We start from the raw sequence: 21,603 nt of genomic DNA on the forward strand, positions 1-21,603 counted from the left end.
AGGGGTACGGTGCGGACAGGTTTCGGACTCGCGCAGACAGGCTGCTGTGGCCTCACGACAACTGCATCGTCCCGTGTGTTGTTGACTGGTGCGGGTGCATCCAGGTACGACACATCGAGAGGATCGTACAACCGGTGCGTTGAGTCATTCCCACGCCACTTCGGCGGCCTGTCGTACGACAAGCACTCTTCGCCGAGACGGTCTTGTTCCTTATCCGAATCAATAGATCTCCTCGGCGAAAGCGAGCCTGCTCCGGCGTCCTGACCCGGTGGGACTCTGGCGAGCACGACGCCGGATAGCGAGTTCCTGTCCGCGGGCGCGAGTCTCCTGCAGACCGAATACAGCGAGATCAGGAGTCGACTCTATCTTTTCGTTGTCAATCCAGCGCCTCTGCCGGGCCGAAGAATTCGTATCGGCAACGCTCGTCGGGCTGCCCCAGATCGCGCAGCGTTCGCTTCACGAAACCCATGAACGGCTTCGGGCCGAGGAAATACGCATTGAACGCCTGATCGGCCGGAAGCCACTGACGCAACTGCTCGAAAGTGGGCCGGCCGACTGCGTCAGGTGTGCGTTTGTCTGCCGAATCGACATGCTCATAGACAACGTACGCCTGCAGTTGAGGGTAACGTGCGGTCCAATCGTCGAGCAAGCCGCCGAAGGCGTGAACCCGTTCATTGCGCGCGTAGTGGATGAAAACAACTGGCCGCCCGGATGTCAAAGCAGTCTCGGCTATCGCCAGAGTTGGCGTAATGCCGACGCCGCCGCTGATCAGGGCTACGGGAGCGCTGCTATCCAGAAGGGTAAATTCGCCTGCCGGAGGAAACAGGTCCACGGTGCTGCCTTCCAATACGTGGTCGTGCAGGTAGTTCGACGCCTTGCCGCCATGCTCGCGTTTGACACTTATGCGGTAGCCGTGACCGTTCGGTGCGGCAGACAGTGAGTAATTTCGGCGAATTTCCTCGCCGTCGATAGTCAGACGCAGCCCAATGTACTGGCCTGGAGCGAAGTCCGCGACGCGCTCGCCATCAACGGGCTCTAGGTAAAATGAAGTGATCTCTGCGCTCTCCGGGACCTTGCGTACGACGCGGAACGGTCGAGCGCCCCGCCATCCTCCCGGCGCCATCGCGAGTCTGTCATAAACCTGACGCTCCTCCGCAACGAGGAGATCGGCGAGTTGCTGATACGCCGCGCCCCAAGCCTCGATCACAGGGCCGGTGGCGATTTCCGGGCCGAGTACTTCACTGATCGCCCGCAGCAGGCATGCACCCACGATCGGATAGTGCTCGGGCTGAACTTGCAACGCCACGTGCTTGTTGACGATCTGTGCCGCGAGTGGTCCTAGCGCTTCGAGCTGATCAATGTGGCGGGCATACTGCAATACTCCGTTGGCTAGTGCGCGCTGCTGCACGCCGCTTGTCTGGTGCGCCTGATTGAAGAGGGGGCGCACCTGTGGGTTTTCGGCGAGCAGAAGCTTGTAGAAATGGGAGGTGAGCACCTCCCCGCCCGTTTCCAGCAGCGGGACAGTCGATTTGATGATATCGCGTTGGGCGTTTGTCAGCATGGAAAAGCCACTCCTCGAGGGGCTGGTCCCGGTGCCGTTTTCAAGGCACCCAGAGTTGCCAGCCACAGATCATTCGGGCGGTCGTCGCACTTCTTTGGCGACTCGCGCGGGACCCCTCGAACGATAGGCGAGACGGCACTTTACGTAAAATGCCAATTGATGATGCCTCGTTTCACTGTCAGTGATTTTCCCCAGCGCAACACGGCAGGTTGTGACGCGGATGTTTTGCGATGACGTGAAGTCGCAGCTCGCTGCCGCGTTGATATCTGTTGCCAGCAATCGCGTAAACAGCTCGTCCAGCCGGTCACGATCCCAGAGCCCGTCCGTGTGAAGTGATCGTAAGCGGTCCATCTTCGACGTCTATCGGCTGGCGGCATGAGCGAGGAGCATTGGTGTCCACCTACGTGGAGGTGGACACCAATGGCTGGCAATGACTCAGAGTTAAGAGTAGTTCGTCTAAGCCGCGACGGGCGCCGTCGCTATGACGAAAACGGTAAGCGCGCGCTGGTCGAGGCTGCATTGCGCCCGGGCGTGTCGGTAGCCCGTCTGGCACAGGAGCATGGGATCAACGCCAACCTGCTGCGCAAATGGACTACGAAGTACCTGATGGAGCGTGAGAAAGGCATCTCATTGGCATCGCTGAAGGACGACGCCGACGAGCGCGCCCCATCACCACCCGCAGTCGAAGTAATGGATGGCAAAGCCATCGATATGCCGGATTCACGTAAGCGGCCCGCGCCGGCAGAATCCTCCTCTGCATTTATTCCTGTCGTGCCACTACCACCGGCACTGCCGCCACCACCCGTATCTCCGGCACCGCCGATGACGCTCTCACTGCATGTATGTCTGTCGAACGGCGTGGAGCTCGATCTCAGTGCAGCGAGCATCGACGAGCTGAGCACCGTGGTCCAGATGTTCGGGAGGATGCCGTGTTCCGGTTCGACGAAAAGCTGACGGTATACCTGCACCGCGATCCCGTCGACTTCCGGTACGGAATGAACAGTCTGTCGATTCTCGTCGAACAGGCGATGCGCCTGAATCCGATGGATTCCTCGCTCTACGTTTTTACCAACCGGCGATGCGATCGCGTCAAGATCCTGGGTTGGCAGCACAACGGTTTCTGGCTGATGCTCAAGAGACTCGAGGCCAATGATCGCTTCGTCTGGCCTGACAGCAAAACCGAAGTCGTGACGTTGACCGTCGATCTGCTGCACTGGCTTCTCGAAGGTGCCGACATTGCTGCTCTTCAGCGGCATCCGAAACGCCACTATGCTCGCGTGAGTTGAACACGGCATCGGCGTGCCGGTCTAAGTGGCATGCCGATCAACGTGACCATCGACGCTGACGAACTCAGGGCGCTCCTCGCGATACGTGAGGAGCACGACGCCCTTCAGTCAGAGCGTGACGGGTTACGCAGCGCACTGCGTCTCGTGACTGCGGAGCGCGACCTGGCCGAGGAACGACTGCGCGCTTACCGGCGCGAGCTGTTCGGCGCGAAGAGCGAAGCCCGCGCATCGGATCAGCCCGGTCTGTTCAATGAAGCCGAAGTGCTCGGCACGAACGCAACACCCGCGCAGGAAGATACTCGCGAAACCACGATCGCAGCGCACACGCGCAAGAAGCGCGGTCATCGCAAACCGCTCGATCCCAGTCTGCCGCGCGAAGTCGTTCGGCACGAACTTCCCGAAGCCGAACGCTTCTGCAACCACGACGGACACGCGCTCGTCGAGATCGGCGTCGAAACGAGCGAGCAGCTCGACGTGATCCCCGAGCAGGTTCGAGTCATCCAGCACCAGCGCGTCAAATATGCCTGTCCGTGCTGCGACCTCGGCATCAAGGTTACGCCGGCGCCGGCGCGCATCATCCCGCGTGGGCTGCTGACGGAATCGGCACTCGCGTGGGTCGCCACCGGCAAGTATCAGTTCGGCATGCCGATCTATCGCCAGGCTGGTCTGCTGCGACGCTTCGGTGGCGACATCTCGTCGAACACGCTCGCCGCGAGCATGGTCCGCGTCGGTCACGCGACGCAGCCCGTTATCAATCTGATGCGCGACGCGTTGCTCGATGCTGACGTGATCTACTGCGACGAGACGACGTTCCAGGTCCTGAAGGAAGAAGGGCGCAAGCCGCAAACGAAAAGCTATCTCTGGGCGCAAATGACCGGATCGGGAACGCCTATCCGCTGTTTCGCCTATACGGCTGGTCGCGGCGCGAAGCTGGCCGACAAACTGTTCGCCGGCATTCGCAAGGGTGCGGTTCTGATGACCGACGGATACGAGCCCTACAACGGCATCGCGCAACAGTATCAGCTCGTGCATCTCGGATGCTGGGCTCATGCGAGACGGTATCTGGTCAAGGCCGAAGATAACGTGCCCAAGGCGGCCCGCTCCCCCGATCTGCTCGCCACACGCTTCATCAAACTGATCGGCAAGCTGTTCGCAGCGGAGGCGCGCAGTGAAACGTGGCCGGCTGAACGACGACAGCGATTGCGACGACGATACAGTGCGCGCGTACTCGATACCATCGAAAAGCTGATGCTCGAACAGTCGCCCGGCGTCGTGCCGCAAAGTTTACTCGGCAAGGCGCTGACCTATCTGCATGGGCAGTGGCCCAAGCTGATCCGTTACGTCGAGAACGGCAACTGGCCCATATCGAACAATCCCTGCGAAAATTCCATTCGCCCGTTTGTCGTCGCACGCAAAAGCTTCCTGTTTGCCGATACAGTTGCTGGCGCACATGCGAGTGCGAATCTTTATTCGCTGATCGAGTCGGCAAAAGCCAACGGCATCGACCCGTACTGCTACCTCACCTGGCTGTTCCAACGTCTGCCACTGGCGAAGACCGTCGACGACTACGACGCGCTGTTGCCGTGGAAGATGCCCGCCAATCTCCGCTGACCCTTCTCCCTGCCACACAATTTACGCTTCAGAGCACCTCTGAGTGGCGTCGTTCGTGGACCGCATACAAGTGATCAACGGATATGGGCGGGGCCGACGCCGATCGCCAGGATTGCCGCGAGGATCAGCGTGCCCATTGCTGTAAAGAGTGATCCAGTGAAGGTGTGGCTACTCGTGTACAGCGCATTGGCCACAAGTGGCCCGACGATCTGGCCGATCCCATAGGCTGCTGTCATGCCGGCGAGCATGTTGAAACGTACTGCATGTGCCACACGCCGCGCAGCCGGCATTGCGATGGTCACGGTTCCCATGAATGTGCCGCCTACGAGTAAGGCGCTTGTGAGGTACGACAGTGCGGAATGATCCAGTGCCGGGAGCACGACGCCGATCGCCTGTACGACAAGATTGAGTACGAGGCTAAAACGCGTGCCATACCGGACCTGCAGCGTGTGCCAAAGAAAGCACGACGGCACGGCGCCAAGACCAAAGACGGCCCAGACCTGTATCGGATTCACCGAGCCCAAGGCTCCCTTGATCAGGAGAGGAAGATAAGTTGCGGTGATGATGTATCCGAACCCGGCAAGGCCGTAGATGACAATCAGGCGGACCGCGTCGAGTATGGAGCTATTGTCCTCGCGTGCGCCGCTGCCATCGCGGCCAAAATGCAACTCGGGCTTCGGCTGGGTTCCCAGGGCGGGCATCGCGACGAGCACCATGACCAAGCTGCTGATTGCCAGGACGAGCCATATCATCGAACTGTCAAGCCCGGTGGCATGGCCTGCCGCGATCAGTTCCGCGGACAGGACAATACCCGCGCCGACACCGGAATACAAAAGCGGCGCGCCGTGGGCGTGCCCCATGTGCTGAAGCAGCCAGAGTGACGCAGCAATCATCGAAATCGCACTGACAATACCAGCGAGTCCACGAATCACGACGATAGCCCACGGACCGTGAACCCAGGCCAACGCACCCATGCAGATGATACTGATGATGGCGGTTGCGATGGACAGACCGCGCGCGTCGGAAGGTCGGGCACGTGCCACCAGCAGCGCGCCAGCCAGGTAACCTGCATAGTTTGCGGATGCGGCCAAGGTTCCGCTATGAACGGTCAGGATCTGGTCACTGATCATCAACGGGTAGAGGCCGGTAAAGGCGAAGCGCCCGAATCCCATGCCGATAGCCAGGACTGCAGCAGCGGCGAGCGATGGGCCCAATGCATAGCGTTGGGCAAATATTGATGACGAGGCATTCACGCTGTTTCTCCCGGGATGCTGAAGCTCACCGGATCCATTTGTTGAATCTTCCATTTAACATTCGCAATATCGAGCGATGATTCGCGCCGACGGCGATAGGAACGCTCGTGTTCGCGTGAACAACTGAACGCGTCTGTCGTGAGCGAGGTTCGCCTCGTCGGCTACCAATCATGAATGTCCAAGCGCCGCTTTTTTGGTTCTTAAAGAGGAAATGATAGTATCACAATATTCTCACAACGAGAATGTGAAAGGCGATCGGATTCACCCGCCGCCTTGCCTAAGGAGTCGCTGTTGTTGCTTGGCCCACACGCAACACGGGGTAGGAGCTGACTTGGATTGGTCAATCGTGCCGTCGTGTTACGCGCGTTCCGCGAGATACGGAACATCGCGACCGACGCTGATTTTCCGTCGGCATCCCGGCGGCGGGGGCGAACAGTGGCGGGTCGATGTCCGCATTGACGACATCGCCTAAAACGGAAACTCCGCCGCAAACGTTTCCTTGAGAAAGGCGAGCACGATTTTGATTCGTGGCAGCCGGCTCAGATATTGATGCGTGCTCACCCAGACATCGCGGTTTACCTGGATAAGCTGAGGCAGCACGGGTACGAGACCGAAGCGTTCAGTGCGCGCGAACGCCGGCAACATGACTATCCCGGCGCCAGCGACTGCCGCGAACATCTGCGCGAGCATGCTGCTCGAATAGAAAGCGATCGCCGGCCCGGCGATCGCTTCATCGAGCCACCGCACGGCGTCCAATTGGATCAGATCGTCGATGTAACCGACGAACGCGTGATTGCGCAATGCATCAACCGAAATCGGTGTTCCGTGCCGCCCGAGATAATCGGCGCTCGCATAGAGATGCAATGGAAAACGTCCGATCCGCGACACTTCGAGATTGAGGCCATGCGGCTCGAAGAAGCTGAGAAAGATATCGGCTTCGCGCTGTGAGATGCGCACGTCGTGAGACGACGTCACGAGTTCGATAGTGATGCTTGGCTGTACCTGCTTGAAGCGGGCGAACTGCTCGCTCAGATAAAGCGACGCAATCCCTTCCATTGTTGCAACGCGCACGTGCCCGGCGGGAGCGGGAGTGCCGTTTTCTAGCGTGTCAGTGAGCGAGAGCAGATTCGCTTCGATCGCTTCAACATGAGCCAGTATCATGCGCCCTTGAGCATTGAGGCGACAACCATGACGGTCTCGCTCGAAGAGTGGCGTTTCCATTGCGAACTCGAGTGCAGAAACTCGGCGGCCAACGGTGGCGTGGTCCATGCAAAGACTACGGCCTGCATTCGAAAAGCTGCCGGCGCGCGAGACGGCCAGAAAAACGCGCAGATCATCCCAGCTCAGCCGGTTGATATTCATGAGTCTTTCCAGAGAAGAGCTGGTGAATATTGTGGCTGTGCAAATTTGCACTGGCCAGTGATTCTTTTCCGGGTGGTGAAACGCGATTCCTGCGCGTACAGTGCGAAATCAAGATTGCGGCACCTTGCGGTCATGCGGATACGATCGCGTTGCCGCAGTCTTTCGGGGCCGCGCGTTCAACTGTCGCAAACGAAGAACTTCGTTCGCATTTTTTCCTGACTGCGGGTTTGCCCATGGCTAAAGATACCAGTACCAAGCTCATTCACAACAACTACGTTCCGCCTGCAGGCTACAAGGCGGTTCCGCCGGGCGTATTCAAGGGCTCGACAGTACTGTTCCCCAACGCGGCCACGGTGCGCGAGAGAGTTAAGGCATTTGGCTTGCGCGACGGATACAGTTACGGCCTTTACGGAACGCCGACGACGTACACGCTCGAGCAGCGTCTGTGCGCGCTGGAAGGCGCGCGTCACTGCCTGCTGGGGCCTAGCGGACAGGCAGCCATCGCACTCGTCAATCTTGGCCTCCTTTCGGTCGGGGATGAGTTATTGCTTCCTTCGAATGTATACGGGCCCGCGTTGCGACACGCACGTACTACATTGCCCCCGCTAGGCATCACGCACCAGTGTTACGACCCAATGGACCCCGCCGACCTGGAGCGCAAGCTGACTTCAAGGACGAAGCTCGTCTGGGTGGAGGCACCGGGCTCTGTCACCATGGAGTTCCCTGATCTTCGTAAGCTGATAGCGATCGCGAAAAACAAAGGCGCAGTTGTTGCGCTTGATAACACGTGGGGGGCGGGCATCGCGTTCAAGCCTTTCGAGCTCGGAGTCGACATCAGCATCCACGCCTTGACGAAATATCCTTCGGGCGGGGCCGATGTATTGATGGGATCGGTGACAACCAACGATGATGCACTGCATGACCGGCTTCGGATCGCATACCTGGATTTGGGCATGGGTGTAGGCGCCAATGACGTCGAGCTCGTGCTGCGTGGTCTTCCGACGATGGAGGCGCGATATCATCTGCATGATGCGACCGCTCGCGATCTTGCGTCATGGCTGGCCGCGCAACCCGCCATCCTAAAGGTTCTCCACCCGGCGCTTGAAGGGAGTCCGGGCCACGAACACTGGGCGACACATTGCAGCCTTGCGGCGGGACTCTTTTCCGTTCTCGTCGACGACGCTTATACATCATCGCACGTCGATTCATTCTGCGACCAGCTAGGGCTTTTCGGAATTGGGCTATCCTGGGGCGGGCCGATGAGCCTTGTGATGCCCTATGACCTTCCGAGCATCCGCGACGGTGCGGGACGTTATACAGGTCATCTGGTGCGCTTTTCGATTGGTCTGGAAAGCGCGGACGACTTGCGGGAAGATCTTGCTCGGGCGCTGCGTGGATCTTTTGGTGGTTGATGGCTGCACGCTACGATTCCACCTGACAGCCTACTTGCCGGCCCCGCGCAGCGAACGCTTTTTTGCGATGGAGCTAAATCTTGCTGTCGACGATCCGCGCACGAATGCGCGGATCGTCGACAGCAAGGACAAAAGTCAAGTCGCGGCATACGGATCGAAAGTGGCGTTACTCGACCGCACTCTGCCACTCCTCGACCAGTGTGCGTACCAGTTCGCCGGCGGGCAGTTCACGAGCCAGTGGTGCCCCCTGTCCCGCCCATTGTGCAGCGAACTCATGATTGCCGAGTTTGGCGGCGGCGGCATGGAGCCGTTTCGCTGCATCGTAGGCGACTGGATAGTCGGCGGGTATGGGGCTGCCGATAGCACTGCCGTGGGTGATCAGGCGATTGACCATGCCACGCGCTGGGCGCCCTGATAGGGCCGTCGTAAGTCGAGTCGTCTTTGCTCGCTCATGCTTCAGATTTGTCCGATAACTTTCGTTCGCCGCGGATTCCGGGCAAAGAATGAATGCAGTTCCGAGTTGTACTGCTGCCGCTCCGAGATCCAGTGCGGCCTGGATGCTTCGACCGTCCATGATTCCCCCAGCGGCAATTACCGGCAGCTTTGTCTGGCGGACCAGGATGCGTACGAGCACTGCTGTGCTGAGGCCCTCATCGACAGCGTCGGGATCAAACATCCCCCGGTGACCTCCGGCTTCGATTCCCTGGGCTACGATGGCGTCGATGCCAGCTTGCTCAACCAAAGTGGCTTCTGCTTCGTTGGTCACGCTCGCGATCGTAACGATGCCTGCCTTGCGCAGGGCGTCGATGCAATCGGACGGGGGAAGTCCAAAGTGGAAGCTGACGACGGCGGGTCGTTGTTCGAGCAACATGTTGAACGTTTCTTCATCGCCAACGAATGTCTTGTAGATCTCGTCAAGGGACGCCGGCACATCGATCCCGCTTTCCGCAAATAGAGGCGCGAGATGCTGTAGCCAGGCCGATTCGCGCGCCACATCTCGCTGGGCAGCCCGGTGGCAAAAGACGTTCACGTTGAATGGCAGGTTCGTCAGTGCCCGCGTCTCTTCTATCATCTTGCGCGCTTGTGCAGTCGTGCTCGCGCCCAGGCCGAGTGAGCCTAGTCCTCCGGCATTGGACACTGCCGCCGCTAGTCGAGGGGTGGCCACGCCGGCCATGGGTGCCTGAATGATTGGGTACTGAACGCCGAGTCGAGCGGTGAAGTCGCTGGACAAACTCATGAAATATCTCCTTTCAAGAATACATGCGCGGAGTCTGATTGAATCCCAAAAATAGAATATAATCATTAAATAATTCCTCAATAGAGAATAGCATGGATTTGGAGTCGCTCAAGATATTCTGTGTCGTAGCAGCGGAGCTGAGCATCACGCGCGCCGCCGCACGTCTAGGGCGTGTTCAGTCCAACGTAACGACGCGCATTCAGCAGTTGGAAGCAGACGTAGGGGTCGAATTGTTCGTTCGGACCGGAAAACGCATGAGCCTGTCTACGGCGGGCGAATGCTTCCTCGGCTATGCGCAGCGTCTTCTGGCGCTGGAGGAAGAGGCGCGTCACGTGGTGACGGGCGGACTGGACGGAGGGGCATTGCGCATTGGATGCATGGAAAGTACTGCTGCCAGTCGCCTCCCCGTCCTTTTGGCGGGCTATCACACACGCTTTCCGGCGACCCGCCTGGAAGTAACGACCGGGCCTTCGCGGCAGTTGCTCGAGCAGGTCCGCACCGGCCGCCTCGATTGTGCCTTTCTCGCTCTGCCCCCCGGTATCGGCGATGACGTCACACTGGAGGATATGGGGCTATTGGCCAAAAGCGTGTGGCGGGAAGAATTGCTGTTGCTGTTGCCTCCCGGCGAATCGTCGGTGCGTCGGGCGGCCGATGTCCGGGCGCGATCGCTGGCAGCATTTTCGCAGGGCTGCACGTATCGCGCTATCGCGGAAGAGCGGTTGGGCATAGCCGACACGACCGACTGGAACGTACAGGAGATGGGCTCATACCACGCAATGATTGCATGCGTGTCCGCCGGTGCGTGCGTTGCGTTGCTGCCCAAAAGTGTCCTTGAGCTGGCCAAAGCGCCGCAGTCTCTTAAGACGTTGCATGCGGGCTACGCGGAAACCTGCCTGATCTGGCGCAACGACTACGATGTGCCAGCATTCCAGAATCTTGCCGGGCAGCTCCGAAGAATCTGAAGATTGACTGAAACACCGTCATGGCGCGACACGCGTTGACATCGTTTGAGATGGACGCTGACACACACGTCGTGCACAACGATATGAATGGATGCAGATACCGACCGAGAGGTGCGAACCCGACCCGGTCGGATCGAGCTACGCCGTTTAAGTTCCAACTGGTACGCACGAGAAATTCTGAGCCTGATTGGGATCGCCGGAGCCGTTGTACTTTGGATACTTTCCGAGTTGACAGATGGGGCGCGACAGCGTGACGTTACCGGATGAATCCACGTTGGAGGCGGTGAGCTCGCTGGGGGGCACGCCTTTTTCCACCCAGTTGCGCAATTGCCCAATCATATCCGCCTGCACGGGACCTTTCATGGTAGGTCCCGTGTACCCGCAATGACCTACTCCTGGGAAAAGCCGCATCTGTGTGTTAGCTCCGGAAGCGCCGGCCAATGATGCAATCTGTTGGTACCAGTTGGCTGTTGCATCAACGGACAGCGCTGCATCGTCGGTGCCCTGGTAAAAGAGGACTTTTTTCCCCTTCTTGAGAAAGGACGCTACTGCGGCAGGGTCCACCTCGAGATGATATGGTGCGGCAGCGGTCACGAGTCGTTGCCAGTCGGTGTCAACATTGAATGCGGCGGGATCATATGACGTTCCCTTGTATACGACGTACTTTGCAATCGCCGCGCCAACCGATGCCATTGCCTGGTACATGTTCAGCCCGTTATAGCCCAGCTGCTGTGGTCCGAAGCCGAGCTTATAGGCCACGGTTGTACCGTCCGCCAGCACCATGTCCGAGTAGAGCGTTTTGATCGCCTTAAGCTGGTCTGGTGACCAGCTCGTAATGGTAGTTGGATCGAACCTGCACGCCGACGGGTTACTGACGATGCCGTCGGTGACGCCGTCCAGAGAGTCGCACTGCGAAATGTATGCGTTGTTTATCTTTGTCCAGTCGTCATTGGACATTGCCGTTGACGCGACCTGGGACTCGGCACGGATGAGAAAGCCAAGGAAAGGAAGGGCGGGCGCCTGAGAGATGACACCATCATAATTGTCGGGGTACGTCTCGGCCGCCACCGCGGCTTCGACGCCTCCCCTTGAACAACCGACGAAGTACTTGTAGGAAGGATCCATCTTGTAGTAGCTCTTGACTACTGCCCTCCCGAATGCATAAGTATCGCCGATAGCGGCATAGGAATAGTCCGTTAGCGCCTGATTGTCGGTCAAGCCGGCACCGGTGCCCGTCGGATCGCTTCGCCCACCGTTGGAGCCGATAAAGACGGATCCATCCTGCAGCGGCTGGCGGCTATTCCATAGCGCGTTGCCATTCGGCAAGCTTCCGTCGAGCCCGCCGCCACCGCCATGAATCAGATCGCCGGTCCACGTGGTCGGCAGATAGGCCTCCATCTGAAATCCGTTCGGGTTGCCGTTTGCGTTTGCGATCACTGAACAGTATTCCGGCGCCACACCGCTGGCGGCGACAATAGATGCTGCTGTGACGGTGGCCGGACCAAAGGATGAGCCTACCAATCCTGAGCAGGCCGATCTCTGCGCAGTGGTCGGGAACGACGAGGTGGTGGTACTGCCTCCGCATCCCGATACAACGAGGGCGGCCACCATTCCCGCAGCGCCGATTGCGATTGCTCCGTTATGTGTAAATTTCATTGATCTACCCTCCATGGTCGCCCGTTCGTCAGTTGAATGGCAAATGCAGAGTGCGCAGAGAATGAGCTGATTGCTGGCTCATCTCGGTGCATGCTGCAATGATCTTTTGCCGATGTTTTCTCATCGGCTGCCAACATGGTTGCGATCCGAAATAAAAAGGTGAAATTCTTTGTTTTGATTCGTTCCATCTCGGCCGGTGATGTAGTCGCGCGAAAGGAGGGCAATTCGGCCTGGAATCTGTGCGGCGAGAGTAAATGACGAACGTAACGACTAACGAGGAGCACGCGCCGGCGATCCGAGCGTTCAGAGCCTCCCGTGCCCGCGAGCGCTATGTCGCGTGGACGCTCGTGTGAAAGCGATCGAACAATCGTGCGGACGACGGCGGTTGAGTGCGTGGTCCTGCTCTCCCATGAAGTCAATGAGAGCAACGCGCGTTAGGCGTACGCGTACTACGACAATGTTCCGATATGATTGTGACGCGAGGGATAAGCGGGTGATGCGCTGATGTTGTTGAGCGACAGACGAGGGTTGCCCGCGCCTGGTTTGCATACGACTTTGAGCCGGAAGGATTTTTCAGCGCGTCAAGTGGCTGCGTCCGTGCGTTGACTGCAGTGGCAGTTCTCCAGCGTTTTCGAATTTTCAGGACGGGGGACAGGATTGTGCTGAAAGCCACCTCATCCGCTCACTGAGACGCCGCTTCCAATCGGGAGCGAGGCCCGGGACGTTGGCCAGGATTGTGAGATCTTCAATGGTGGGGCGGTGGGCCAATTGCACCTGCCAGAAACGATCGATAGAGACCTGGTCCGTCTGACGTTCCAGAAGTGTCATCTGATCGCCTGCTCGAACGACGCCTGGACTGATGACCCGATAGTACCAACCCGTGATGCGGGTCTGCATCACATAGACGGACATACGGTCGACGCCGAAGCGATGATTGATCTTCCAGCAGGGACTGCGGGGCTGAGAAACCTGCAGCACTGCCGTGCCGGCTGCGAACACGTCGCCAATGTGCACGTTGCATTCCGACAGCCCGTACGCCGAAAGATTTTCTCCAAGGGCGCCGGGAACCAGTGCATTTGCGCGCTCCGCGAAAGCGTCTGCGAGCCGTGCATAGTTTTCGGCGGCGTATTGATGGACTGCCTTTTCAGGGCCGCCGTGCACCCTTGAGTCGGCGTGCTCATCCCCGACTAAGCCGTCTACCTCAATGCGTGCGTGGCCGTGAATCTGTCGTTTGAAAATGCCGCTCCGGTGTCCTTCGAGGTCAAGGGCGCCAGTTCCTCCTGCAAAGAGGCATTCAATCGTCGAGCTAAGCGTCATGGTCGCGGTTACTGCCGTTAGGTGTTTACGCCACTGTGCCGTGCCCCGGAGACCCAGTAAAGTGATAATAAGAGATGAAATGAATCACTCTCGGTGATGATTAGGTGGTGTCATGGAACTGCGTCATTTGAAGATCTTCTGCGCGGTAGCGGAGTGCGGCAGTTTCACCGCCGCCGCCATGAAGGTGCACACTGTCCAGTCCAACGTCACCATGCGAGTCAAGGAACTCGAGCAGGAGCTCAATCAGCAGCTGTTCATCCGTAACAAGGGCGGCGTGTTGCTTACATCCGCGGGGCGGACCTTTTTGGGTTACGCGCGCCGTATCCTTCAGTTGGCCGATGAGAGTCGAGCTGCGATGCTGGATACGTCGACGCCTGGCGGACAGCTTCGTCTCGGGTCTATGGAAACGACGGCCGCGATACGTCTGCCGCAGGTGTTGACGAAGTATCGGCAGAGGTACCCGCAGGTGCAGCTGTCGTTGGTAACCGGTACGACCGTCGAGCTGATCAAGGCCATCGAGAATCATGAGCTTGACGGCGCGTTTGTGGGCGGGATTCACCAGAACCTGACGCTGCTCCAGGAGGAGGTGTTCGAGGAGGAGCTCGTTCTAGCCAGCAGCTCAGAGATCGATTCGTTGACTGCGCTGATCCACACTATGCCTGCTCAGACTGTGCTGGTTTTTCGCACGGGGTGCTTCTATCGATCTACGCTTGAGAACTGGTTCTATCAGGCGGGTCTGATGCCAAAGGAGATCCTGGAGCTTGGGACCTTGGACGGTATTCTTTCGTGTGTGGCTGCGGGCATGGGCGTTACCTTGCTGCCCAAGGCAATCGTGGAGCGCTATGGGTCGAGGCAGGAGATCAGATATCACCAATTGCCGACCGAATTCGCCATCGTCAAGACGGTTTTCATTCGCAGGAACGACACCTTCGCTAGTCCAGCACTGACCGCGTTCATCGATCTGGCGCGCTGTCAGCTCACGCCGCCAAACGGCGACATTAAATCCGGTCTCGACGAAAGCATTTCACTCGATCACATGGTTGCCGGCACGATCGAGACCGGTGTTCACTAGATTTCCGGAATGATCCGCCAGCCGAAGGGCGGCCGGCGGTATTCATTAGTTGGCGCCCCCTGCGACGATGAGTTGCCGTATCGACGAGGGCAGCGATTGACAGGCGGCCTCGTCGTTCGCAGTTTCCCGGGAAACGGATGTATGGGGCAATCCCTCGGTGAGCTCGGCGACTCGATCGGCCGCGGGAACGACGGCACTGATTTTCCCCACACCCTGTCCGGCATAAAGGGACAGTTTCTGTGCCATGCGCGGCTTGTCGATCGCTCGGGCGCCGCCCCCGATGAAACGAAGCAGATTCCACTTGTTGCGATTGGGAATCACCCGGTGTGGCGTGCCGTACTTCCAGCCGAACGAGTAGCCCGTCCGATATTCGGTATCGTCGACCGTGGAATCAACGATTTTCTGCTTGTAGAGAGGATGAGCGTTCGACTCCTCGCTGGCGACGAATGCGGTACCGACCAGCACGCCGGATGCCCCCAATCCCATCGCAGCTGCCACATCGGCGCGACTCACGATGCCCCCTGCCGCAAGCACGGGGCGTCCTTGCGCAACGTCGATAATCGAGGGCAGCAGAGAAAGCAGCCCGATGGTGCCGCGATTGAGGTGTCCGCCGCTCTCGCTGCCTTGCGCAACGATGATGTCTGCTCCGCGCTGGATCGCCAACCGGGCGAGCTGGACGGAGCCAACCTGCACCATTACTGCCAGGCCGGCATCTTTGGCGCGGGGAATCATGTCGGCGTAGTCCTCTGCATAGAACAGCGAGAGCATCCTCGGTCTTTCTTCGAGAATGACCCGGAACTGCGCTTCGAATACATCCGGGCCGCCGAAGGAGGGAACGAGGTTGACGCCGAAAGGCCGTTCCGTTAGTTGCCGGGTCTCACGTATCCATTGACGCAGGACACGCGGCGGTAATCGGAGGCCGCCGAGCGTGCCCATGCCCCCTGCGTTCGCGACCGCGGCGACCAGCTTCGGCCCCGAGATTGCTGCCATGCCTGCGAGAAAGATTGGGTATCGCACGCCGCATAGCCGGGTCACATCGTTTCCGAGAAACCCGTTTTCAATGTTTCGCATGATTTCAAAGCTCCACGTGTTTGCCAAGCATGCGTTTCAGCACATCGTTCCGAAGAGCGAAGTGATTCTTGAGCGCGCCGAAGATATGCAGGCTCAGGCCCGCGAGAAAGGCTGTCGAACCGAATCTGAAAAGGAATTCGATAACTCGATGTGCTTGCGCGTTGGGCCCGATGACTGCCGGTATCGCGATTCCCCACGGCAGCGGCATCGCCGTTCCAGCGGTCGACCACGACAGCCATGCGGCGACGGGCAGCAATACCATTGCCAACGCCAGTGCGACCGCGACCGATCTGCTGACGATGACTTCGATAGGGTTGGGGGTGCCTAGAGGCAGGGGATGGTAGGAAGAAATTCTCGCCCAGAATCGATAGACTGATCCCAGAAAAAGCAGAACGCCCAGCAAATTCCGGATCTTTATCAAATTCATCGCAGGTGCGGCATCGACCGGGAACGAGACGGCGATGCTCAATGCAACGATTGAAACGAGCAACGCTGCTACCAACCAATGCAGTACCACAGTGAGAGGCGAGAACCCGAGGCCGTTATCTCGCAATTGCATGCTTGTCTCCTTGAATGATGCTCGGGGTGGGCAACGCGAGCTAGTGACTCGTTGCGCCAGATGCACCGAGCCCTGTTTGCGCTCGAACGAACTGTTCTTCGAAGCTGGCCCGTTCCCTGATGGCGCGAGGACTGCCGTCCGTAACAGAGCCTAACCAACTGAAGCAGAATGCGATGCTCATTGAGATGGCGGCCGGATAGTCGTACGGAAAAATCGCGTGAGCGTTGCCGAGCACTTTGACCCAGACAGCCGGCGAGAGAACGACGAGGGCAACGGAACTTGCCAGTCCGGCAAGACCCCCTAGCAGCGCACCACGAGTCGTGAGTCCCTTCCAATACATGGAGAGTGCGAGGATCGGGAAATTCACGGAGGCCGCGATCGTGAACGCAAGCGCGACGAGGAACGCGATGTTTTGTCCCTTGAACAGGATGCCCAGCACCACCGCTATCACGCCGATGCAAACCGCTGCGATCTTCGACACACGTCGTTCGTCCGCTTGACTGGCACGGTTCTTTTTGAGGACCGTCCCGTAAAGGTCGTGCGAAATGGCGGAAGTGCCGGCCATGGTCAGTCCCGCGACAACCGCGAGAATGGTCGCGAATGCGACGGCTGACAGGAAGCCGAGAAACAGGTCTCCGCCGAGTGCTTTGGCGAGATACATCACCGGCATATTGTTGCCGCCGATAAGTTTTCCGCCCAAGCGACCGGCCTCGTAGAAGGCCGGATTCCGGCCTACGATCACGATTGCAGCAAGGCCGAGTATCACGATGACGAGGAAGAAGAAACCGATCAGCCCGGTCGCGACAAAGACCGACTTCCTTGCTTCGCGGGCATCTCGAACGGTAAAGAACCTCATCAGGATGTGCGGCAAACCCGCCGTTCCGAAAACCAGTGCGAAAGAAAGGGAAAGCATCGCGATCGGATCCGACACATGCTTGCTCGGCAGCATAATACCTGCTCCGCTCGCGTGCGTTGCCACTGCGCTCTCGAACAATGCGTCAAAGGAGAAACCGAATTTGCTGAGTGCGAGCACTGCGAGCAACGTCCCCCCGAACAACATGAAGGTCGCCTTGATGATCTGAACCCATGTCGTGGCGACCATGCCACCGAAGGTTACATAGACTGCCATCAACAACCCGACGCAAATCACCGCGTAGTTGTAAGGAAGGCCGAACAACAACTCGATCAGTTGGCCTGCGCCAACCATTTGAACCACGAGATAGAAGCAGACGACGGTCAGCGAACCGATTGCCGTCAGCGAGCGGATCCGATTCTGGTCGAGTCGATAGGACGCGATATCGGCTATCGTCACGCGCCCCAGGTTCCGGATGCGTTCTGCAAACAGGAAGAGAAGTAACGGCCACGCGATAAAGAAGCTGACCACGTAGATCATGCCATCATAACCGTTAAAGAAAATCATGCTGGTCACGCCAAGCAACGCCGCGGCCGACATGTAGTCGCCAGCTAGCGCGAGCCCGTTCTGGAACCCGGTGATTCCGCCGCCCGCAGTGTAGAAATCGTCCATCGACTGCGTTTTTGATGACGCCCACCAGGTGATCCCCAGTGTCCCCACGACGAATATCAGAAACATCACGATCGCAGGAATGTTGATCGCGTGCGCTTTAACCCCATGCACGGTCTCAAACGCCGCATAGCCTGTCGTAGACAGGCAAAGGATCGTTGCGGAAAGAAGGAACTGCCGCACGCGGTTCATTTCTGCTCTCCCGCCAGAATCCGCGCGGTAATTCCGTCGAATTCACCATTGGCGCGACGGACGTACAAACCGGTGAGAAGCCAGGTCCCGACGATTAGCGTTACGCCGATCACCCATCCGGTACTCACAATGCTTGTGCTGGAAATCTTGGTGGCGAGGAGATAGGGCGCGTATGTGGCGACAAGAATGAAGGCGTAGTAGGGGATGATCGTCGCTGCGGTGAGACAAGCCACGAATCGTCTGCGGCGCCTGACGAGGATATCGAACAGGGGGGCCTGCGCGACCCCGGAACATGTAGTTGTCGCCATTTGGCTGCTCCATTTGCGTGTGGTTGTCGGTGCTTGCTGCAGCCCATGATATTCGGTTGGCGTGGGATGGCAGCGCTGTGTGGATTAGACGATATGCCGGCCATTTTTACGCATCAAATAACGATTCGTGATGGTGACGATCGCTTTTGATGAACTACTGCCAATTCGCGATCGATGTCCGGGATGACGATGCCGTACCAGGAGGAAACTCGGTGTTGCGCCGGGACGGATGACCGGGATGATGATTCACTGTCAGTGAAGTTACCCATCATGAATCGTCGTTTTACAGCAGGGGCTGCGGCGCATATTGTCAAACAAGCCGGCTCGGTTTGGCAGCCCGTGCTCGAACCGTTTCGCTGGCGCGGAAGCCGGATACATTTTTTCCTGCACAAAAAAAGAAACCCAATGGAACACAAACTTCCCCCACTCCCCTATGCGAAGGATGCGCTGGCCCCTCACATGTCGGAGGAGACATTCGATTACCACTATGGTAAGCATCACCAGGCGTATGTCACAAATCTGAACAAACTGATCCAGGGCACCGAGTTCGAGAATCTGGCGCTGGAAGAGATAGTCAGAACATCATCGGGTGGCGTGTTCAATAACGCCGCTCAAGTATGGAATCACACGTTCTTCTGGAACAGCCTATCGCCGCAGGGTGGCGGGGAGCCGGGCGGTGCACTTGCGGATGCGATCAAGGGCCGGTGGAACTCGCTGGAGGCATTCAAGCGTGGGTTCGCAAGCGCAGCAGTCTCGAACTTCGGTTCCGGGTGGACCTGGCTTGTGAAAAGAGCCGACGGCTCACTGGACATTGTGTCGACCAGCAACGCTGCCACGCCGATCACGAGCGATGTGCGGCCGCTCCTTACGATCGACGTGTGGGAACACGCCTACTACATCGATCATCGCAACGCGCGGCTGTCTTACGTCGAGGCCTTCCTCGACAATCTGATCAATTGGCCATTCGCGGAGGCCAACTTCGCTTGATGGTTCAAGAGAATATCGGCCGTCCTGGCGACGGTGTTCCGATTTGCTTGTCTGATAACGACGGTCCATTAAAAAAGACTCGCTTCATGGAGAGGTACCTATGTACGGATTGAGAAGAGCCCTGACGTGCTCGTTGTTTGTCGCCGGCCTGAGCGCTGCCGCTGTGGGTCATGCAGCAGAGACGGCGATCAGTTTCACCGTCGATGGTCAGAAGATATCCGGGACGCTCGAACTTCCCGAAAATGTACAAACGCCGCCGGTCCTATTGATGCTGCACGGCTTCACCGGTACTCGCAACGAGTGGTCGTCGCCCGTAGTCAAAGACGGGTTGTTTGGTCGCGGCGCGAAAGCTCTATCCGAAAAGGGCGTGGCGAGCCTGCGTATTGATTTTCGTGGTAGCGGCGAGAGCGATGGCAAGTTTGAAGATATGACTGTTGACAGTGAGATCAAGGATGCACTTGCAGCGCTGGACTTTCTATCGTCGCGGCATGACATCGACAGCCGGCGGATCTCTGTTGTCGGCATGAGCCTGGGCGGCGCGGTAGCGACCGCGGTAGCCGGTCGGACGACGCATCCGCTCAGATCGGTCGTACTCTGGAATCCCGGCATCAATTTGCCTGCCGCATTTACTTCGATCTATGGTGAAGACGTCATGAAAGCCGGGTTGGGTAGCGGCGATCAGGCAATTGCCGTGACCATGAGAGGGGGTGGGAAAACCGTCAAGTTAAAATCCGCATTCTTCAAGAGCCTCTACACGACGGTTCCTGCAGCAGAAATCGAAAAATATCGTGGTCCGTTGCTGCTGGCGGTAGGTACGAAGGATACGATCGTATATCCGCAGCCTCTTGCAGCGGAGGGGCTCCTGAGCTATCACCACGGACCACATGTACTCTGGACGAGACCGGTGGATCACGGATTTGACGTCGAGCAAAGTGCCAAGACAGTCGACGCACTTATCGAAGAAACGACCGAGTTCGTATTAGAGCACTCGAAGTAGGCTGGCGAAGTGGTCGAATCGCCTGTTCCGCGCTCGAAGGTGGGCGAAAGGATCCTGGTCTACGGCTGACGGCTCGGTGAGACACATTGAGGCTGCCTCGGGGAAAAGCACGGTTGAGCGGGAACTGGCTACTCGCCGTACTTGCTCCTGTCGCCCGCGCAATACATGGCAATCGGCACAGCGGGCTACACGGGCACGGGGCGGTCGACCAGCTTCCTCAGCCAGCTTGAACGGGTGCGCCGAAATCTTCATCTCCGATCTGAAGCAGGGCGCGCGACACCGTGAGGGTCGCGCGTAAAGCCTCCGAAGCGAGCGTATCGGGTGCCCTCAAATCCGCAGCGAACCTGCCTTACCCACGGACTATATATCCCACGCGGCTCCCCAGCGCATGCAGCGACACGTACCTGACTCGATTGCAACGCTGCGCTGGCGAATTGCTGCGGACATCTCCAGACGATTACGGAGGTGCCCCGTATTGCTGCGTTACTCCCATGTTTTTGTGACACAGTAGTATTGGGCGGAACGCTACGCCGATCGCGGGATAACCTCGCCGTTGCACGGGCGCGGCCATTGCGGTCCTGCCCGGCGCGAAGACTTCGTTGATCGTCGCGTAGCCGCGTTCCCGCGCAGCACGTTCTAGACCAGCAGGCACCAGAATGCAAAAAACGGTAGGTTCCTCGATCTCATCGCATGAGAGATGTTGGACCTGTTGTACAGCCCACCGCCGATTCCAGGTTCAAACCAGTCACCGTTTCCCTGTTTGAATTCCCCCGCCGTCAGAAGAACATAGGCCTCCTCCGGGACGTGCTGATGGTCCGGGTACCGGGTGTTCGGCGCCAGCAACGAAAAGCCAAGCTGAACGTCGTAACGACTTTCCATTCCGCCGGGGCCAACTATCATCCCATTCACATGGTCTTCGACATAGTTCTCGCTTCCGTTCAGTCCCGTCGTTCGGCGCTGCCATCCAATGAACGGTTCGAGCTCCTTGACGGATCGTGCTGCGCAAGCCAAGGGCGTATCACCTGGCGGCACAGATGCAAGCGCGCGGTCGAGGTAGGTGCACGCAGGGTAGCTTGTCAGATTTCTTTTCCCGTCATCGCTCTCTGTTGCCAGACGCCTGAACACCTTGCAGGACAGTTCCCGTGCAGCTTGGGGTAAAGCCTGGTTCTGGAAAAGAACGTGCGCAACGTTGATGAAATCCTGCAGGGTTTTCTGTCGTGCGTACATGGCTCGTCCAG

The 21,603-nt window shown here is 58.4% G+C and carries 19 protein-coding genes and 1 pseudogene; 8 read left to right on the forward strand and 12 right to left on the reverse strand.

The features are described 5' to 3' along the window. Positions 1–376 precede the first annotated feature (376 nt). Entirely contained in the window at positions 377–1,561 is a 1,185-nt protein-coding gene (gene hmpA, locus OKW35_RS36655; RefSeq protein WP_429554612.1) for an NO-inducible flavohemoprotein, read from the reverse strand. 420 nt (positions 1,562–1,981) lie between these two features. Here hmpA and OKW35_RS36660 point away from each other — a divergent pair, with 420 nt between their 5' ends. Genes OKW35_RS36660 through tnpC form a run of 3 tightly spaced genes read left to right on the forward strand, consistent with a single transcriptional unit; the run spans position 1,982 to position 4,458 of the window. Continuing rightward, the gene (locus OKW35_RS36660) at positions 1,982–2,515 is read left to right on the forward strand and encodes a transposase (RefSeq protein WP_429551151.1); all 534 of its coding nucleotides are present in this window, start codon (positions 1,982–1,984) and stop codon (positions 2,513–2,515) included. Then, complete coding sequence (tnpB, locus tag OKW35_RS36665) at positions 2,491–2,847, forward strand: IS66 family insertion sequence element accessory protein TnpB (RefSeq protein WP_167368694.1); 357 nt, start codon at positions 2,491–2,493, stop codon at positions 2,845–2,847. Before OKW35_RS36660 ends, tnpB begins: the two co-directional genes overlap by 25 nt. 30 nt (positions 2,848–2,877) lie before the next feature. Beyond that, a complete protein-coding gene (tnpC, locus tag OKW35_RS36670) occupies positions 2,878–4,458 on the forward strand; it encodes an IS66 family transposase (RefSeq protein ID WP_429552617.1) in 1,581 nt (526 codons plus the stop codon). 74 nt (positions 4,459–4,532) lie between these two features. Here tnpC and OKW35_RS36675 read toward each other — a convergent pair whose 3' ends face one another. Then, positions 4,533–5,765 (reverse strand): YbfB/YjiJ family MFS transporter, encoded by a 1,233-nt coding sequence (locus tag OKW35_RS36675; RefSeq protein WP_429554613.1) that lies wholly within the window; start codon positions 5,763–5,765, stop codon positions 4,533–4,535. A gap of 414 nt (positions 5,766–6,179) precedes the next feature. Next, positions 6,180–7,073 (reverse strand): LysR family transcriptional regulator, encoded by an 894-nt coding sequence (locus OKW35_RS36680; RefSeq protein ID WP_429554614.1) that lies wholly within the window; start codon positions 7,071–7,073, stop codon positions 6,180–6,182. A gap of 233 nt (positions 7,074–7,306) precedes the next feature. Between OKW35_RS36680 and OKW35_RS36685 the strand changes: the two genes are divergently transcribed. Next, positions 7,307–8,485 (forward strand): PLP-dependent transferase, encoded by a 1,179-nt coding sequence (locus tag OKW35_RS36685; protein ID WP_429555121.1) that lies wholly within the window; start codon positions 7,307–7,309, stop codon positions 8,483–8,485. Positions 8,486–8,651: 166 nt separating this feature from the next. Here the strand turns inward: OKW35_RS36685 and OKW35_RS36690 are convergent, their stop codons facing one another. Beyond that, positions 8,652–9,722, reverse strand: a complete 1,071-nt coding sequence (locus OKW35_RS36690) for an NAD(P)H-dependent flavin oxidoreductase (protein WP_429554615.1) — start codon at positions 9,720–9,722, stop codon at positions 8,652–8,654. Positions 9,723–9,814: 92 nt separating this feature from the next. Between OKW35_RS36690 and OKW35_RS36695 the strand changes: the two genes are divergently transcribed. Next, entirely contained in the window at positions 9,815–10,684 is an 870-nt protein-coding gene (locus OKW35_RS36695; protein WP_116117536.1) for a LysR substrate-binding domain-containing protein, read from the forward strand. A gap of 147 nt (positions 10,685–10,831) precedes the next feature. Here OKW35_RS36695 and OKW35_RS36700 read toward each other — a convergent pair whose 3' ends face one another. Together OKW35_RS36700 and OKW35_RS36705 are read right to left on the reverse strand one after the other, a co-directional pair. Continuing rightward, positions 10,832–12,340, reverse strand: a complete 1,509-nt coding sequence (locus tag OKW35_RS36700) for a tannase/feruloyl esterase family alpha/beta hydrolase (protein WP_429554616.1) — start codon at positions 12,338–12,340, stop codon at positions 10,832–10,834. A gap of 639 nt (positions 12,341–12,979) precedes the next feature. Further along, positions 12,980–13,657: an MOSC domain-containing protein gene (locus OKW35_RS36705; RefSeq protein WP_429554617.1), complete on the reverse strand. Its 678-nt coding sequence runs from the start codon at positions 13,655–13,657 to the stop codon at positions 12,980–12,982. A 112-nt stretch (positions 13,658–13,769) separates the two neighbouring features. On the opposite strand from OKW35_RS36705, the gene OKW35_RS36710 reads away from it, so the two are divergent. Further along, the gene (locus OKW35_RS36710; RefSeq protein WP_429554618.1) at positions 13,770–14,729 is read left to right on the forward strand and encodes a LysR substrate-binding domain-containing protein; all 960 of its coding nucleotides are present in this window, start codon (positions 13,770–13,772) and stop codon (positions 14,727–14,729) included. A gap of 45 nt (positions 14,730–14,774) precedes the next feature. Here the strand turns inward: OKW35_RS36710 and OKW35_RS36715 are convergent, their stop codons facing one another. The 4 genes from OKW35_RS36715 to OKW35_RS36730 are packed head-to-tail and all read right to left on the reverse strand — an operon-like array spanning position 14,775 to position 18,381. Continuing rightward, positions 14,775–15,800 carry an NAD(P)H-dependent flavin oxidoreductase gene (locus OKW35_RS36715; RefSeq protein ID WP_429554619.1) on the reverse strand — a complete coding sequence of 342 codons (1,026 nt, stop codon included), beginning with the start codon at positions 15,798–15,800 and terminating at the stop codon, positions 14,775–14,777. A gap of 4 nt (positions 15,801–15,804) precedes the next feature. Continuing rightward, on the reverse strand, positions 15,805–16,359 hold the full coding sequence (locus tag OKW35_RS36720; protein ID WP_116117531.1) for a cytochrome b: 555 nt from the start codon (positions 16,357–16,359) through the stop codon (positions 15,805–15,807). A 40-nt stretch (positions 16,360–16,399) separates the two neighbouring features. After that, positions 16,400–18,073 (reverse strand): cation/acetate symporter ActP, encoded by a 1,674-nt coding sequence (actP, locus tag OKW35_RS36725; protein WP_429554620.1) that lies wholly within the window; start codon positions 18,071–18,073, stop codon positions 16,400–16,402. Then, positions 18,070–18,381, reverse strand: coding sequence for a DUF485 domain-containing protein (locus tag OKW35_RS36730; RefSeq protein ID WP_116117529.1), 312 nt, complete (start codon positions 18,379–18,381; stop codon positions 18,070–18,072). Before OKW35_RS36730 ends, actP begins: the two co-directional genes overlap by 4 nt. A 405-nt stretch (positions 18,382–18,786) precedes the next feature. Here OKW35_RS36730 and OKW35_RS36735 point away from each other — a divergent pair, with 405 nt between their 5' ends. Further along, positions 18,787–19,368, forward strand: coding sequence for a superoxide dismutase (locus tag OKW35_RS36735; RefSeq protein ID WP_429555122.1), 582 nt, complete (start codon positions 18,787–18,789; stop codon positions 19,366–19,368). Between the two features lie 100 nt (positions 19,369–19,468). Then, positions 19,469–20,365 carry an alpha/beta hydrolase family protein gene (locus OKW35_RS36740; RefSeq protein ID WP_429554621.1) on the forward strand — a complete coding sequence of 299 codons (897 nt, stop codon included), beginning with the start codon at positions 19,469–19,471 and terminating at the stop codon, positions 20,363–20,365. A 526-nt stretch (positions 20,366–20,891) separates the two neighbouring features. On the opposite strand, the pseudogene OKW35_RS36745 reads toward OKW35_RS36740, so the two are convergent. Both OKW35_RS36745 and OKW35_RS36750 read right to left on the reverse strand, forming a co-directional pair. After that, positions 20,892–20,996, reverse strand: a pseudogene (locus OKW35_RS36745) (IclR family transcriptional regulator); the annotation flags it as partial. 5 nt (positions 20,997–21,001) lie between these two features. After that, complete coding sequence (locus tag OKW35_RS36750; protein ID WP_429554622.1) at positions 21,002–21,592, reverse strand: dimethylsulfonioproprionate lyase family protein; 591 nt, start codon at positions 21,590–21,592, stop codon at positions 21,002–21,004. Positions 21,593–21,603 lie beyond the last annotated feature (11 nt).

It is taken from the genome of Paraburkholderia sp. MM5477-R1 (assembly GCF_050436385.1).
Lineage (GTDB): Bacteria > Pseudomonadota > Gammaproteobacteria > Burkholderiales > Burkholderiaceae > Paraburkholderia > Paraburkholderia tuberum.

What these genes read in the sequence shown, in the direction of transcription:
- OKW35_RS36715 (WP_429554619.1), bottom strand. Translation starts at nt 15,800, where the DNA reads ATGCGAAACATTGAAAACGGGTTTCTCGGAAACGATGTGACCCGGCTA.
- OKW35_RS36675 (WP_429554613.1), bottom strand. Translation starts at nt 5,765, where the DNA reads ATGGAAGATTCAACAAATGGATCCGGTGAGCTTCAGCATCCCGGGAGA.
- OKW35_RS36730 (WP_116117529.1), bottom strand. Translation starts at nt 18,381, where the DNA reads ATGGCGACAACTACATGTTCCGGGGTCGCGCAGGCCCCCCTGTTCGAT.
- OKW35_RS36740 (WP_429554621.1), top strand. Translation starts at nt 19,469, where the DNA reads ATGTACGGATTGAGAAGAGCCCTGACGTGCTCGTTGTTTGTCGCCGGC.
- OKW35_RS36710 (WP_429554618.1), top strand. Translation starts at nt 13,770, where the DNA reads ATGGAACTGCGTCATTTGAAGATCTTCTGCGCGGTAGCGGAGTGCGGC.
- OKW35_RS36695 (WP_116117536.1), top strand. Translation starts at nt 9,815, where the DNA reads ATGGATTTGGAGTCGCTCAAGATATTCTGTGTCGTAGCAGCGGAGCTG.
- OKW35_RS36660 (WP_429551151.1), top strand. Translation starts at nt 1,982, where the DNA reads ATGGCTGGCAATGACTCAGAGTTAAGAGTAGTTCGTCTAAGCCGCGAC.
- OKW35_RS36705 (WP_429554617.1), bottom strand. Translation starts at nt 13,657, where the DNA reads ATGACGCTTAGCTCGACGATTGAATGCCTCTTTGCAGGAGGAACTGGC.
- OKW35_RS36720 (WP_116117531.1), bottom strand. Translation starts at nt 16,359, where the DNA reads ATGCAATTGCGAGATAACGGCCTCGGGTTCTCGCCTCTCACTGTGGTA.
- OKW35_RS36690 (WP_429554615.1), bottom strand. Translation starts at nt 9,722, where the DNA reads ATGAGTTTGTCCAGCGACTTCACCGCTCGACTCGGCGTTCAGTACCCA.
- actP (WP_429554620.1), bottom strand. Translation starts at nt 18,073, where the DNA reads ATGAACCGCGTGCGGCAGTTCCTTCTTTCCGCAACGATCCTTTGCCTG.
- OKW35_RS36685 (WP_429555121.1), top strand. Translation starts at nt 7,307, where the DNA reads ATGGCTAAAGATACCAGTACCAAGCTCATTCACAACAACTACGTTCCG.
- OKW35_RS36700 (WP_429554616.1), bottom strand. Translation starts at nt 12,340, where the DNA reads ATGAAATTTACACATAACGGAGCAATCGCAATCGGCGCTGCGGGAATG.
- hmpA (WP_429554612.1), bottom strand. Translation starts at nt 1,561, where the DNA reads ATGCTGACAAACGCCCAACGCGATATCATCAAATCGACTGTCCCGCTG.
- OKW35_RS36750 (WP_429554622.1), bottom strand. Translation starts at nt 21,592, where the DNA reads ATGTACGCACGACAGAAAACCCTGCAGGATTTCATCAACGTTGCGCAC.
- OKW35_RS36680 (WP_429554614.1), bottom strand. Translation starts at nt 7,073, where the DNA reads ATGAATATCAACCGGCTGAGCTGGGATGATCTGCGCGTTTTTCTGGCC.
- tnpC (WP_429552617.1), top strand. Translation starts at nt 2,878, where the DNA reads ATGCCGATCAACGTGACCATCGACGCTGACGAACTCAGGGCGCTCCTC.
- OKW35_RS36735 (WP_429555122.1), top strand. Translation starts at nt 18,787, where the DNA reads ATGGAACACAAACTTCCCCCACTCCCCTATGCGAAGGATGCGCTGGCC.